A 14,376-nucleotide genomic window follows, 5' to 3' on the forward strand; every position below is an offset into this window, starting at 1 on the left:
AGGGGTGCAAGGCGCCCGGTCTTTTCAGCGCCCCACGCCGGCACCGACCTGCTGGCGACAAGACCGGTACCACCTACGAATGCCCCTGCCTTGGCAGCCGCTGCGACAACTCATCCAACAGCCTCTGCTCACGCTTGTCCTCGGCCCGCCGCGCCTCGTCCATGTACCGCTGGACCAGCTTGCGCAGCCCTTCCACTCGGGCATAGGCCTGCTGCCAGGTACCACGGGCATTGTTGAGGTTGGTCTGATGCCAGTTGAGACTCTGGCGCTGCTGGGTCATGGCCGTTTCAAGCTGCCCCAGGAAGCGTTGATAGTTCACCAGCCAACTGCCGTTGACACCCTGGCCACCGCGATTGATCCACTGCGCCTGGTAGCCCTCACGGAAACTTTCGAGCTCGGCCAGCTTGGCCTGGGCCTGGGCCACTTGTTGCTGGAAGTGCCCAAGGCGCTGGGCAGCCTTGCGCTCGGCCTCTTCGGCCATTTCCACCACCGGCGCCAGGCGCGCGGCTCGGCTAGGGGAGGCCATGGTCTATCAACCGGCCGCCGGGGGCGTGAAAATCATCCCCAGCTGTTCGCGGCTCTGGGTCATGCCGACGTTTTCGTCCAGCCCCTGGCGCAGGAAATCCACCAGCTTGGGCTGCAAGGCAATGGCCAGGTCCGTCTCAGGATCACCGCCAGCCACGTAGGCGCCCACGCTTATCAGGTCGCGACTTTGCGACAGGCGCGACCACAACTGCTTGAACTTCTGCGCCTGGCGCAAATGGTCAGCATCGACCACCTGGGGCATGACCCGGCTGATGGACGCTTCGATATCGATGGCCGGGTAATGCCCCTCCTCCGCCAGGCGCCGCGATAGCACGAAGTGACCGTCCAGCACGCCGCGCGCCGAGTCGGCGATCGGATCCTGCTGGTCATCGCCTTCGGAAAGCACTGTATAGAACGCGGTGATGGAGCCACCACCCGGCTCACCGTTACCCGCCCGTTCCACTAACTTGGGCAGCTTGGCGAATACCGATGGCGGGTAGCCGCGAGTCGCCGGCGGCTCACCGATGGCCAAGGCGATTTCCCGCTGGGCCTGGGCAAAGCGAGTCAGCGAATCCATGAGCAACAGGACGTTCTTGCCCTTGTCACGGAAGTATTCGGCGATCCGGGTGCAATACATGGCGGCGCGCAACCGCATCAGGGGGGCATCGTCGGCGGGTGACGCCACCACTACCGAGCGCTTGAGGCCTTCTTCGCCCAGGATGTGCTCGATGAACTCCTTCACCTCGCGGCCCCGCTCGCCGATCAGCCCGACCACGATGATTTCGGCCTCGGTAAAGCGGGTCATCATGCCCAACAGCACCGACTTACCGACACCGGTACCGGCAAACAAGCCAAGACGCTGGCCACGGCCAACCGTGAGCAGACCGTTGATGCTGCGGATACCGACATCCAGCGGCTGGCTGATGGGGTCGCGGTTCAGCGGGTTGATCACCGGGCCATCCATCGGCACCCAGTCTTCGGCCTTCATGCCGCCCTTGCCATCGAGCGCACGACCGGCGCCGTCAAGCACCCGGCCGAGCATGCTCATGCCCATGGGCAGCCGTCCGCTGTCATCCAGCGGCACCACCCGCGCCCCCGGGGCGATACCCGCGATGCTGCCCACTGGCATCAGGAAAACCTTGTTACCGGCAAAGCCCATGACCTCGGCTTCGACCTGCACCGGGTGGTAGCTGTCGTCATTGATCACCAGGCAACGACTGCCCACGGCAGTGCGCAGGCCTTCGGCCTCCAGGGTCAGCCCCACCATTCGCAGCAGGCGGCCCTCGACCACCGGCTGGGCAGGCAGCTTGATCGCCTCGGCATAGCTGCCCATGCGCTTGCCGAAACTGGTGCGATCAAGGCGCATCGTTGTCGCCCAGCTCGATGCTGAGGTCCGGCGTCGCCGGATGCAGCGACTGGTCATGCAACTGGTCGAACAGCTGCGCTACCGCTTTCTCGATGCGAGTCTCCATGGTCGCGTCGATGCGACTGTGGGCCGTCTCGATACGACAGCCGCCCGGCAGCAGGCCCTCATCCTCCAGCAGCTTCCAGCTTTCCTCGTGACGCTCGCGCAGGGCCTTGGCCAGCTCGAAGTCCTGGGGATTGAGGTGAATACGGATGTTGTCGGCGCCCATGGGCAGCAGTTTGAGCGCCTCGCGCAGCACGTGGGTGATCTGGCTGGAGTCGGTGTGCAGCTCGCGCCCGATCACCTGCCGGGTCATGTGCGCGACCAGGTGCACCAGGCTTTTTTCGATCTGCGTGTCCTGCTCGGCAATCGGCTCGAGCAGGTTGCTCATCAACTGCTCCAGGGTCGCCAGCTTGGCCGACAAGGCTTCTTCGGCCTCCTGGCGCACCTTCAGCTGGGTGCTGTGAAAACCTTCGCGCTCGCCGGTGGCGAAACCTTCGTTGTAGGCTTCCTGGCGGATCGCTTCGAGTTCTTCGAGCGTCAGTGGCTGGACTTCTTCCAGCGGCACCTCTTCGACCTCTTCCTCGATGATTTCTGGCTCGGGTTCAGGCTCTGGCTCGGGCTGCGGATCGAAGCTGGGCAACGCCCAGACATCGACGCCCTCGAGGTCGCGGGCGCGGATCAGGTCGCTGGGGTGTTCAGTGGTGGACATGCCGTCAAATTCTCAAAAACATGTTCAGCCGATGCATTCGCTGCAGGCGCGGGTTCACCCGCGAATGCGTCGGCAAGGGCAACCTCATCGGCTGGCCTGGTGCATTCGCGGATAAACCCGCGCCACAGGGGCAGCACCAGCCAGCATGAACCGGCAACCTTTTAAATCATTTCCTCGGCGCCCTTGCCGCCAAGCACGATCTCGCCGGCTTCGGCCATACGACGGGCAATGGTGAGGATTTCCTTCTGCGCCGTTTCCACGTCGCTGACGCGCACCGGGCCCTTGGCCTCCAGGTCGTCGCGCAGCAGCTCCGACGCACGCTTGGACATGTTCTTGAAGATCTTGTCCTTGACCCGCTCGTCGGCGCCTTTGAGCGACACCACCAGCACGTCGGAGGATACCTCGCGCAACAGTGCCTGGATGCCCCGGTCGTCGACATCGGCCAGGTTGTTGAAGACGAACATCAAGTCTTCGATCTGCTCCGACAGGTCGTTGTCGATTTCGCGGATCGAGTCCATCAGTGCACCTTCCACGGAGCTGTCGAGGAAGTTCATGATGTCGGCTGCACGCTTGATACCGCCCAAGGTGGTCCGCGCGGCGTTGGAGTTGCCCGAGAACTGCTTCTCGAGGATCTGGTTCAGCTCTTTAAGCGCCGCCGGCTGCACGGTGTTGAGCGACGACACACGCAGGATGATGTCCAGACGCACCTTGTGGTCGAAGTTGCTCAGCACTTCGCCAGCCTGGTCGGGGTCGAGGTAGGCCACCACGATCGCCTGGATCTGCGGGTGCTCGTAGCGGATGACGTCGGCCACGGCTCGCGGCTCCATCCACTTGAGGCTGTCCAGGCCGCTGGTGTTGCCACCGAGCAGGATGCGGTCGATCAGGCCGTTGGCCTTGTCTTCGCCCAGCGCCTGGTTGAGCATCTTGCGGATGTAGCCATCAGAGCCAACCCCCAGGCTGGTCTGGTCGCCGACGATGTCGACGAACTCGCTCATCACCTGCTCGACCTGCTCGCGATGCACATTGCCCATCTGCGCCATGGCCACACCGACCCGCTGCACTTCCTTGGGCCCCATGTGTCGCAGGACCTGGGCGGCATCGGTTTCGCCCAGGGACAGCAGGAGAATGGCCGCTTTGTCGACGCGGCTCAGCTTGGCGGCAACGGCTCGGTTATCACTCATCGGCGTTAATCCACTCTTTCACGACCTGAGCCACACGGCCCGGATCTTCGGCCACCAGGCCCTTGATTGCGTTGAGCTGTGCCTCATACCCTTCGGAAGGGCTTGGCAACAGAATGCTGCTCGGGCCACCCAAGCTGACGCGGTCGTTGGCCAACTCGCCATCCAGACCGATCATGCCGCCCAGCTCCATGTCGCTGTCCGTGGCAGCCTGCTTGCCGCCGCCGGTAATATTGTTGAGCACCGGACGCAGCACGCCGAACACCAGCACCAGGATGAACAGTACACCCAGGACCTGCTTGACGATGTCCCAGAACCACGGCTGCTGGTAGAACGCGATGTCGGCGATCTCTTCGCCACGGTCGGCAGCGAACGGTACGTTGATCACGGTCACGCTGTCGCCACGGCTGGCGTCGAAGCCTACCGCGTCCTGCACCAGGCGGGTGAACCGCGCCAGGTCCTCGGCCCCCCAGGGGGTGCGGGTGCTCTCGCCGCTGGCGGCGTCGACCTTGACCTGGTCGTCGACCACCACGGCCACCGACAGGCGGGTCAGGCGACCTTGTTGTTGACGGGTGTGGCTGATGGAGCGGTCAAGTTCGAAGTTCTTGGTGGTCTGCTGCCGCTTGTCGGCCGGGTACGGCGCAAGCATCGGCTGGCCGGTGGCCGGGTCCATGATCTGCTGACCATTGGCATCCACCAGGGGCTGGCCCGGCTGGATGGCGCCGGCAGCGGGTGCGGCAGCGGTGGCATTCTCGGGCGCCGAGGCGCCTGCCGGCGGCTGATTGCTCAGCGCACCCGGCACACCCTGCGGGCCCTGGCTGCTGCTGCGCTGCTCGTTGACCGACTGCTCGCTGCGCAGCGCCGGTTGGTCCGGGTTGAACTGCTCGGAGGTGGACTCCACCGCGCTGAAGTCAAGGTCAGCGGACACTTCGGCCTTGTAGCGGTCGTTGCCCAGGACCGGCTGCAGGATATTGTGCACGCGCTGGGTCAGCATGCTTTCCATGCGGCGGCTGTAGTCGAACTGCTTGCCGGCCATGGTCAGGGCGGTGTCCTGCAACTGGTCGGACAGCAGGTTACCCTTCTGGTCGACCACGGTGACCTGCGACTTTTCCAGTTCCGGTACGCTAGTGGCGACCAGGTTGACGATGGCCATCACCTGACCCGCCTCCAGGGCACGGCCTGGATACAACTCGACCAGTACCGACGCACTTGGCTTGCGCTCGTCACGGACGAACACCGAGCTTTTAGGGATCGCCAGGTGCACACGCGCCGCTTTGACATTGTTCAGGCTGGAGATGGTCCGCGCCAGCTCACCTTCCAGGCCACGGCGGTAGCGAGTGGCCTCCATGAACTGGCTGGTGCCCAGGCCTTGCTCTTTGTCGAGAATCTCGAAGCCTACATTACCGTCGCTTGGCGCCACGCCGGCAGCAGCCAGTTTCAGGCGCGCACGGGAGAGGTCGTCGGCCTTGACCAGTAGCGCACCGGAGTTAGGCTCGACGTTGTAGGGAATGTCGGCAGCCGCCAGCACGTCCATGACCTGCTTGGTGTCCATGCCGGCCAGGCTGCCGTACAACGGACGATAGTCAGGCTGTTGCGACCAGAGCACGACGGCGAAGCCGATCGCCACGCTGGCTGCCAGCCCGACCAACAGGCCGACCTGACGCAGCATGGGCATCTGCGAGATGTTTTCCAGGAACGCCATGCCGAACAGCGGCGGCTTGGCCACTGGCGGGCCACTTTTGGCGGGGGCGTTATCGACGACTGCTTCGGCCATGACTTAACTTCCGTCCTTAAACTGGCATCTGCATGATGTCCTGGTACGACTGAACCAGCTTGTTACGTACCTGCGTCAGGGCCTGGAAGGACACCGAGGCTTTCTGCGAAGCAATCATCACGTCGGTCAGGTCGACGCCGCTCTTGCCGATCTCGAAGGCATTGGCCAGCTGGGTGGACGCCTGCTGGGTCTCATGCACCTTGTTGATGGCCTGGCCGAGCATGTCGGCGAAGCTGCTTTGGCCTGGCGCCAGCTCTGCGGCGACCGACGCCTTGGGCGCGGACATGGCTTCGGCCTGCATGGCACGCATGTCCAACATCAGACGATTGAATTCAACACCTTGGCTCATGGACTTCTCTCTCCGGCGGCCGCATTTTTTTGACACTGATGCAGCGGATAGCCTGGAGCTAGCAACAAGAGTGCCAGCCCGCACACCATCCTGCTAATTCGTGGTTTTCAACCGTACAGACTGGCTTCTACATCGAGCCCGGCATCCCGCATCTGCGCCAGCTTGTAGCGCAAGGTGCGTGGGCTGATCCCCAGCCGCTCGGCAGCTTCCTTGCGGCGCCCACGTTCGGCGCGCAGGGTGTCGATGATCATCTGGAATTCGTGACGACGCATGTCATCACCCAACCCAGAGCCCTCGACCGTCAAATCTTCAGATAATGGCGCAGTAATGGCACCGCCCGAAGTCGCCAAGGGTATGGCGCCAGCCAGGCAGAAATCCGCCGCCTCGATGACCCCGCCTTGCTGCAGGATCAAAGCCCGCTGCAGCGCATTGTCCAACTCTCGGACGTTGCCGGGCCAGGCATAACCCTGCAGGCAAGCCCGCGCATCGGCGGACAGCCGCACCGGCGCATGCTTCATCTTCGCCACATGGCGCGCCAGCAGACGCTCGGCCAGCGGCAGGATATCGCCACTGCGTTCGCGCAGCGGCTGCCACGCCAAGGGGAATACCGAAAGACGGTAGTAAAGGTCCTCGCGGAATCGCCCCGCCGACACTTCACCCGCCAGATCACGGTTGGTAGTGGCCAGTACCCGAATATCCAGCGTGACCGGCTTGCGCCCACCTACCCGCTCCACCTCGCGCTCTTGCAGCACGCGCAGCAACTTGGCTTGCAACCCCAGCGGCATCTCGGAAATCTCATCGAGCAGCAAGGTGCCGCCGTTGGCCTGCTCGAACTTACCCTCCTGGGCGGCGATCGCACCGGTGAAAGCGCCTTTCTCGTGACCGAACAAGGTCGCTTCGAGCATGTTGTCCGGAATGGCCGCGCAATTGATTGCCACGAATGGCTGCGCCGCACGCAACGACTGCTGGTGAATGTAACGCGCCAGCACTTCCTTGCCGGTGCCCGACTCACCCGAGATCAACACCGTGGAGTCGCTGCGCGCAACCCGCGCCGCCAACTCCAGCAATTGCCGGCTGGCCGGCTCGCAAGCCACTGGCCCGTCTTCGTCAGCCGGCCCCACCCGCCCTGCGGCATGGCGCTCCACCAGGCTTAGCAACGCCTTGGGCTCGAACGGCTTGACCAGGTAATCGACAGCGCCCTGGCGCATCGCATCGACGGCGCGCTCCACCGCAGCATGAGCGGTCATCAGCAGCACCGGCAAATGGGGGTGATGACGGCGCAACTGCGCCAAGAGTTGGTGACCGTCCATGCCCGGCATGTTCACATCACTGACCACCAGGCTGAACGCCTCGCCGCTTGCCGCTTCGAGCGCCTCTTCGGCACTACCGACCGCGCGGTAGCCATAGCCGCCGATTTCCAGGGTGTCGCCCAGCGCCTGGCGCAACACGCGGTCATCCTCGACCAGCAGCACCTTGATCTGCATTACATGACCTCCACTGGCTGCCCATCGATCAATGGCAGCTCTACCCTGACACAGGTGCCTCGCCCCACTTTCGAACGCAGGCACACGCGCCCTTGGTGCGCACGCACGACCGCCTTTACCACCGCCAGGCCCAGCCCGGTGCCAGTGGCCTTGGTGGTCACGAACGGCTCACCCAGACGTTCGAGCACATCAGCCGCGATACCGCAGCCGGCATCGCTGACACACAGGTGCAGCACCTGCTCTCGCCGATACAGGTGCACCTTGATCCGAGCCTGGCCACCACTGGCCTGCAAGGCATTTTCAAGAAGGTTGAGCAACGCGCCGACCAAGGTGTCGCGATTGCACAGCAACTCCCCCAGATGACTGTCACACTGCCAACGCACGGCATGCCCCTGGACATGCGACTGCGCCGCCTGCTGCAGCGCCTGGAACAACCCCTTGGGCGTGATGCGATCCCCCAACGGCAACTCGCCACGGGCAAACACCAGCATGTCGCGCACCTGGTGCTCCAGTTCGTGCAAGCGCTCCTTGAGATTGCTGGCGAAGCGATGCCGCGTCTGCGGCGCAAGGGTTTGGCTATCGTCCGCCAAATGACTGGCGTAGAGCATGGCCGCCGACAACGGCGTACGAATCTGATGAGCCAGAGAAGCGACCATGCGCCCGAGGGACGACAGGCGCTCGTGACGGGCCAACTGGTCCTGCAGGCGCCGAGTTTCGGTCAGGTCATTGAGCAGTACCAACTGACCGGGCTCAGCGTCCAGCGAGCGCGTGGCGATGGACAAGCGCCGCCCATCGCGCAGGGACACCTCGTGGCCGTCATCCTTGCGCGGGGCGAAACTGCGAGCGATCACTTCGCGCCACAATTGTCCCACCAGCGGCTCACCCAACAGGTCGCACGCGGCCGGATTGGCCTCGCTCACCAGCCCCTGCCCATCGATCACGATGATCCCGCCCGGCAGCAAGTCCAGCAGATTCTGCAAACGATTGGCCAAGCGTTCCTTCTCTCCCAGCTCATCCATGCGCTGCGCACTGACGACCGCCAACTCGCCACGCAGCTCGCTGACGCGCGCCTCGAGCATGTTGTAGGACTCGTTGAGCTGAGTGGATACCTGATTGAACAGAGCGAAGGCCTGCTCAAGCCCCTGTCGACTCTCCTGTTCGACCGAGGCACCCCCTTGCGGATTCGGGGTTCGGGAAAAGTGGGCGGCCTGGGGCATCGTGCTCTCTCGCGTGGCTGACCGTCATAAAAACGGTATGGTGCCAGCGGTGTAGCAATAGCCGTGCCGGAGATGGGGGTTTGTGCAGTGTACGCCCTTGGGATTTGCGGTGCGGCGCATCACGAGCAAGACACGCACGTTGTTTCAGGCCAACTATGTCTGCGCGATAGCGAGCCCCACGAACAAGGCGGTCGCGCGCGCCTGTCACTGACGTTACTGGCTCGAAACAGACGTAGGAGCGAGCCTTGCTCGCGATGCGCCGCGCGGGCGGCGCTCGATGTTCGCCACACCGCACAGCGCAAGGCTTACGCAAGGCTTACGCCAGCCTTACGCAAGCCTTACCCCAATCAATCCTCAGCCTGATCCTCGCCCCCCTGGCGACTCATGCCGTACTTGCGCATCTTCTCCACCAAGGTGGTCCGACGAATACGCAAACGTTCAGCCGCTCGCGCAACGATACCGTTGGCATCGTCCAATGCCTGCTGGATAAGCCCTTGTTCGAGGCTACCCAGGTAGTCCTTCAGATCCAGCCCTTCAGGCGGCAACATGGCATGGTTGGCGAAGTTCGGCGTATGGCCATTGATGGCGACGCGCTCTTCGAGGTCGCTGCGCAAGCTGTCGACCAACTGCTCGTCTTCATCGTCGACGTAACGGAACTTCTTCGGCAACTCCGAGACGCCAATCACCCCGTACGGATGCATGATCGCCATGCGCTCGACCAAGTTGGCCAGTTCGCGGACGTTACCCGGCCAGCCGTGACGGCACAGCGACATGATCGAGGCCGAGTTGAAGCGGATCGAGCCACGCTTTTCGTGCTCCATGCGCGAAATCAGCTCGTTCATCAGCAGCGGGATGTCTTCAACACGCTCACGCAGCGGCGCCATTTCGATGGGGAATACATTGAGTCGGTAGTACAGGTCCTCGCGGAAGGTCCCGTCCTCGATCATGGTCTCGAGGTTCTTGTGGGTTGCCGCGATGATGCGTACATCGATGCTCTGGGTCTTGTTGCTGCCAACGCGTTCGAAGGTACGTTCCTGCAGCACGCGCAGCAGCTTGACCTGCATCGGCAACGGCATGTCACCGATTTCGTCGAGGAACAACGTACCACCATTGGCGAGCTCGAAGCGCCCGGCGCGGCTGGTGATGGCCCCAGTGAAGGCGCCCTTCTCGTGGCCGAATAGCTCGCTTTCGAGCAGCTCGGCTGGGATCGCGCCGCAGTTGACCGGCACGAAAGGCGCTTCGCGACGCTTGGAGTGGTAGTGCAGGTTGCGCGCCACCACTTCCTTGCCGGTGCCGGACTCACCCAGGATCAGCACGCTGGCATCGGTGTCAGCCACCTGCTGCATCATCTGCCGCACATGCTGGATCGCCCGGCTGGTACCCACCAGGCTGCGGAACAGGTTCGGCTCACGCTGCCGACCACGCTCGCGCGCCTGGTCGTACATCTCGCGATAGACCTGGGCACGGTGCAGGGAATCGAGCAACTGACTGTAGCTTGGCGGCATTTCCAGGTTGGACAGGACTCGACGGCGCAGGTCTTCCGGGAACTCCGCGGAAGAAATTTCACCTAAAAGCAAAACAGGAAGGAACTCATCCCAACCTGCCACGGTCTTAAGGAGCCCGAGCACTCCACCAGGAGCTTTTACAGTACCGATCAGCACGCACAGTACTTCGCGACTCGACGACAATGGCTCGACCACCCGCTGCCAGTCCTGGCTGGAACATGGGAGGTTTTCTTCGCCGAGGAAGTTCAGAACCACCGCCAGATCGCGGCGGCGCTCGCTGTCGTCATCGATCAGGAGAATTTTGGTTTCACGCCACATGCAATAGCAACTTCCCTAGTCATATCGGCGCCCTTAGGCGTGCTCGAGATCATTCCGACTGAATGGTCAGTGTTCGGACGTCTGAAATTCGAAAACAGCCACTAGTAAAGTCAAAAAACAGCACGTAGTCAAATTAATGGCGCACGGCTTTTTTGCACATCTGTGGTCAACTGAACAGATGGTATACCTTGGCGGCACTTTTCGCCTGACGGATTTGCGTCATCTCGTCGACTATTGATTGACGCTCGCCACTTGCAACCTCGATTAGCTGCTGATAAACGCCCAGCAGACTTTCCAGGCTCGAACGTACCGCCGCCTCATTGCTGAGCGCCTCGGCCAGCACATCCTCGACACAAATACGGCACTCAAGGTCGAGCTCGCTGACCACATTCCAGTCACGGCTGGCCAAAGCTGCCTGCAATGCATCGCGGGTTCGCTCGATACGTTCGATCACCTCGCTCATACAACCTCCCGGCTCAGGGTGCCGTCGACTGATCGCCGATCGCGTCCCAGCCTTCCTTGACCGTGGTCAGCAAGTCCCTGACCTCGTCGAGGATTGCCGGATCATTATGGATATTGGCCTCGCTCAGACGGCGAGTCATGTACAGGTACAGGTTGTCGAGGCGATTGAGGTCGTCGGTCATGTTGTCCCGATCCAGGCCTTCACGCAGCCCGCCAATGATGCCGATAGCCTTGCCGATCGCGATGCCTTTGCCGGCGATGTCCTTGCGCTGCATCGCACCACTGGCCTGAGCGATACGGTCCAGGCCGCCTTCCATCAGCATCTGCACCAGACGATGCGGGCTCGCCTCGGAGGTCTGCGCCTGGGCGCCGATCTTTTGATATTGCCGAAGGGCTAACATTGGATTCATGGGGTACCTCGTCACCACGGGGTTGCTGTATGACCGGGCTATCGGCGCGGCGTCAAAAAACTTTAGGGAGAATACAAAAAGCCCAACGAAGCGTCACGCTTCGTCGGGCTTTTGGCGTCGGCTCTACCACACCCCATCGCCTCATCAACCGGACAACTCGAAGGAAGATGCCAGGTCCTTGCCATGAAGTGCCGGGTGCGTCAGGAGTTCTTCTGCTGGGCCGACATCGCTTCGAAAATCGAAAGCACGCTGTCGCGCTGGGCGTTGAGCTGACCCACCAAGGTGTCCATGGTGTTGTACTTCTTGGTCAGCGAGGCCTCGAGATCCTTGATGCGAGCGTCGAGGGAACTCTGCTCCAGGCTCAAGCTCTTCTTGGCGGCCTCGAGCGACTTGTTGCGCTCGTCCAGCACGCCACCGGAGGCCGAGAACGGCTCCATCGCCTTGGTCATGCGGTCGAGCAGACCACCATCACCATTGAACAGGTTCTGTACCTCGCCACCGAGCTTCTGATCATTGATCGCCTTGGTGAACTTGGTGCTATCGAACTCGAGTAGGCCGGTACCCTGAACGGTGTTGATCCCCAACTGCGAGAGAACGGTCAGCTGGCCCGAGCCACCCGTACCCGGCACCACCAGCTCGTTGCGCAGGGCCGACTGCATACTGCGAATCGCCGAATCGCCCGCCAGCGCCGGAGAGGTCCAGGTACCGTCCGACCCTTTGACCGACACACTCACGGTATTGATGGTGGTGACCAAGGCGTTATAGGCGTCGACGAACGACTGTACAGACTTCTTCAGGCCATCGGTGTTCGCGGCCACGGTGATGGTCACCGGAGAAAGCGCGTCAGTCTTGGACACCAGTTCGAACGTCATGCCACTGATCGCATTGTCGACCTTGTTCGACTTGCTGGTGAGGCTCATGCCATCGATAGCGAACTGGGCATCCACTGCCAGGTTACCGATGCGGCCAGCACCACCCGCGTCGGTCATCTGCGTAGCGGGGTCGATGGTCAGCTCGGCAATGCCCGAGGTGGAAATATCCGAGCCTGCACCCATGGTGTCGGAGCTCAACACCAGACGCGAACCGGTTCCGTCATTGACGATGTTGGCAGTGAAGCCTTTCGACGTCGCCTGGGCATTGATCGCGTCACGCGCCTGCTGCAGCGTGGCGTTGGCAGGAATGGTGACATCGACATTAGTGCCGTTCTGGGTGATGGTCAGCGTACCGCCGCTGGCAGACACCACCGAGCTGCTATCGGTAAAGCGCTGGCTGGCCACGCGCGATGCCGTTGCCAACTGATTGACCTGGATCGAATAGCTACCATTGACCGCCGAACTGCCAGCGGTGGCCTTGACGTACTTGTCATTGGAGGTCGATGCCACGGAACCAAGGAACGCCGGGTTGGCACTGTCGTTGAGCTTTTCCAGCGCCGTCTTGTAGGCAGTCAGCGCGCTCTTGAGGCTGCCGACCGCCGAAATGGATGCCGTGTTCGCCGTGGTTCGACGATCGAGCTGACTCTGCTTGGGGGTTTTCTCAGCATCAACCAGGGCCTTCACAATGGACGCGGTATCGAGACCGGAACCCAGTCCCAAACTCGGTAGAATTGGACTTGCCATTACATCCTCCTTCTCTGGTTAACGCCGAAAAGCTGAGCTGCCTCGTCAGTATCGGTGCAAAAATTCAAATGACCTGCCAGCCTTCAGGCTTTCTCATCGAAGAGCAGACTGTTGACGTCGTGCAAGCTCCGAGCCAGTTCCAGTGCAGTTTCCGATGGGATCTGACGAATCACCTCGCCACTGTCGCGGGCGACAACCTTGACGACCCACGTACCGGTGGAATCATCCACCGAAAATTCCAGGTTGCGCTGCAACGACTGGACAAAATCCTGTATTTCCTTCACAGCCGAATGCAACTCGGCCTCGCTCTTGGGAGCGTCTTCTTGCGATGTCTTGCGAACCTGCCCGTAGGCTTTCTCGGCCGCATCATCCTTGTGGGTATTGCCGGCCAGCGGCGACACCGGATACGACGGGCTCGACTTGACGCTTATGTCCATCGCACTTCACCTCTAAAAGTAAAAAGCGAGAGAGTGCCCAGGCACTCCCTCGCCAAACTTCATCGCGCTATTACTGAAGCAGTTTCAGTACGGCGGACGGCAGCTGGTTGGCCTGAGCCAGAACTGCGGTCGAAGCTTGCTGCAGGGTTTGCTGCTTGGTCAGCTGAGCGGTTTCTGCGGCGAAGTCGGTGTCCTGAACACGGCCCATGGCGGCAGCCGAGTTCTCGTTCATGCTTTGCAGGTTGTTGATGGTGGACTGGAAGCGGTTCTGGATAGCACCCAGGTCCGACTTCTTGTTGTCAACGGTTTGCAGAGCGGCGTCGATCGCGGTGATGGCGGCGTCAACCGAGGTGTGAACAGCGGAGTCGGAAGTACCCGAGATCGCCAGGGTGCCGGTGCCGACAGCCAGGGTCGATGCAGCGAACGAGGAGGTCATCGAAACGCTCAGGATCTGGCTGGTACCAGTCATTGCGCCGACCTGGAACTCCATGGTGCCAGCGGTGCCGTTCAGCAGTTGCTTGCTGGTACCGAAGGTGGTGGAGGTGGCGATACGAGTGATCTCGTCGGACTTGGCAGCGAACTCTTTGTTCAGAGCAGCGCGTTCAGTGGTGCCGTTGGAGTCGTTACGTGCCTGCAGAGCCAGCTCACGCATACGCTGCAGGATGTTGGTGATTTCCGACAGCGCGCCTTCAGCGGTCTGAGTGATCGAGTTACCGTCGTTGGCGTTCTTGATGGCAACGGTGGTACCGGTAACCATGGTCTGCAGCTTGTTGGCGATCTGCTGACCAGCGGCGTCGTCCTTGGCGCTGTTGATACGCAGGCCGGAAGACAGACGGGTCATCGAGGTGCTCAGAGCGTCGGAAGCTTTGTTCAGGTTCTTCTGCACGCCCAGCGAAGTGGTGTTGGTGTTTACGGTTAATGCCATGACGAATTCCTCGTTGGATGGATACTACGGCTTCCGGCCCTGGCATCCGCCGGGTGTGG

14 protein-coding genes are annotated in these 14,376 nt (G+C 61.9%); all 14 read right to left on the reverse strand.

What is annotated here, in order from left to right:
* Positions 1 to 73: 73 nt before the first annotated feature.
* The 14 genes from fliJ to P3R38_RS17505 all read right to left on the reverse strand — a co-directional run bounded on the left by fliJ (position 74) and on the right by P3R38_RS17505 (position 14,317).
* Positions 74 to 526, reverse strand: coding sequence for a flagellar export protein FliJ (fliJ, locus tag P3R38_RS17440; protein ID WP_023381525.1), 453 nt, complete (start codon positions 524 to 526; stop codon positions 74 to 76).
* Between the two features lie 6 nt (positions 527 to 532).
* On the reverse strand, positions 533 to 1,891 hold the full coding sequence (fliI, locus tag P3R38_RS17445; protein WP_027908241.1) for a flagellar protein export ATPase FliI: 1,359 nt from the start codon (positions 1,889 to 1,891) through the stop codon (positions 533 to 535).
* Positions 1,881 to 2,642 carry a flagellar assembly protein FliH gene (gene fliH, locus P3R38_RS17450; protein WP_023381527.1) on the reverse strand — a complete coding sequence of 254 codons (762 nt, stop codon included), beginning with the start codon at positions 2,640 to 2,642 and terminating at the stop codon, positions 1,881 to 1,883. The genes fliI and fliH overlap by 11 nt, the downstream gene beginning before the upstream one ends.
* Positions 2,643 to 2,803: 161 nt before the next feature.
* Positions 2,804 to 3,823 carry a flagellar motor switch protein FliG gene (gene fliG, locus P3R38_RS17455; protein ID WP_023381528.1) on the reverse strand — a complete coding sequence of 340 codons (1,020 nt, stop codon included), beginning with the start codon at positions 3,821 to 3,823 and terminating at the stop codon, positions 2,804 to 2,806.
* The gene (fliF, locus tag P3R38_RS17460) at positions 3,816 to 5,594 is read right to left on the reverse strand and encodes a flagellar basal-body MS-ring/collar protein FliF (RefSeq protein ID WP_027908240.1); all 1,779 of its coding nucleotides are present in this window, start codon (positions 5,592 to 5,594) and stop codon (positions 3,816 to 3,818) included. Before fliF ends, fliG begins: the two co-directional genes overlap by 8 nt.
* A 16-nt stretch (positions 5,595 to 5,610) precedes the next feature.
* Entirely contained in the window at positions 5,611 to 5,943 is a 333-nt protein-coding gene (gene fliE, locus P3R38_RS17465) for a flagellar hook-basal body complex protein FliE (protein WP_023381530.1), read from the reverse strand.
* Positions 5,944 to 6,050: 107 nt separating this feature from the next.
* Complete coding sequence (locus P3R38_RS17470) at positions 6,051 to 7,427, reverse strand: sigma-54 dependent transcriptional regulator (RefSeq protein WP_023381531.1); 1,377 nt, start codon at positions 7,425 to 7,427, stop codon at positions 6,051 to 6,053.
* Positions 7,427 to 8,644, reverse strand: a complete 1,218-nt coding sequence (locus P3R38_RS17475) for an ATP-binding protein (RefSeq protein WP_027908239.1) — start codon at positions 8,642 to 8,644, stop codon at positions 7,427 to 7,429. The genes P3R38_RS17470 and P3R38_RS17475 overlap by 1 nt, the downstream gene beginning before the upstream one ends.
* Before the next feature lie 347 nt (positions 8,645 to 8,991).
* Positions 8,992 to 10,467: a transcriptional regulator FleQ gene (gene fleQ / locus P3R38_RS17480; protein ID WP_023381533.1), complete on the reverse strand. Its 1,476-nt coding sequence runs from the start codon at positions 10,465 to 10,467 to the stop codon at positions 8,992 to 8,994.
* 166 nt (positions 10,468 to 10,633) lie between these two features.
* Positions 10,634 to 10,930, reverse strand: a complete 297-nt coding sequence (locus tag P3R38_RS17485) for a hypothetical protein (RefSeq protein ID WP_023381534.1) — start codon at positions 10,928 to 10,930, stop codon at positions 10,634 to 10,636.
* Positions 10,931 to 10,943: 13 nt separating this feature from the next.
* Positions 10,944 to 11,339: a flagellar export chaperone FliS gene (gene fliS / locus P3R38_RS17490; protein ID WP_027908237.1), complete on the reverse strand. Its 396-nt coding sequence runs from the start codon at positions 11,337 to 11,339 to the stop codon at positions 10,944 to 10,946.
* 200 nt (positions 11,340 to 11,539) lie between these two features.
* The gene (gene fliD / locus P3R38_RS17495; RefSeq protein WP_277686465.1) at positions 11,540 to 12,955 is read right to left on the reverse strand and encodes a flagellar filament capping protein FliD; all 1,416 of its coding nucleotides are present in this window, start codon (positions 12,953 to 12,955) and stop codon (positions 11,540 to 11,542) included.
* Between the two features lie 83 nt (positions 12,956 to 13,038).
* Positions 13,039 to 13,392 (reverse strand): flagellar protein FlaG, encoded by a 354-nt coding sequence (locus P3R38_RS17500; RefSeq protein ID WP_023381537.1) that lies wholly within the window; start codon positions 13,390 to 13,392, stop codon positions 13,039 to 13,041.
* 70 nt (positions 13,393 to 13,462) lie between these two features.
* Positions 13,463 to 14,317 (reverse strand): flagellin domain-containing protein, encoded by an 855-nt coding sequence (locus P3R38_RS17505; RefSeq protein WP_023381538.1) that lies wholly within the window; start codon positions 14,315 to 14,317, stop codon positions 13,463 to 13,465.
* Positions 14,318 to 14,376: the final 59 nt, after the last annotated feature.

The organism is Pseudomonas sp. NyZ480 (assembly GCF_029537255.1).
GTDB classification, from domain to species: domain Bacteria; phylum Pseudomonadota; class Gammaproteobacteria; order Pseudomonadales; family Pseudomonadaceae; genus Aquipseudomonas; species Aquipseudomonas taiwanensis.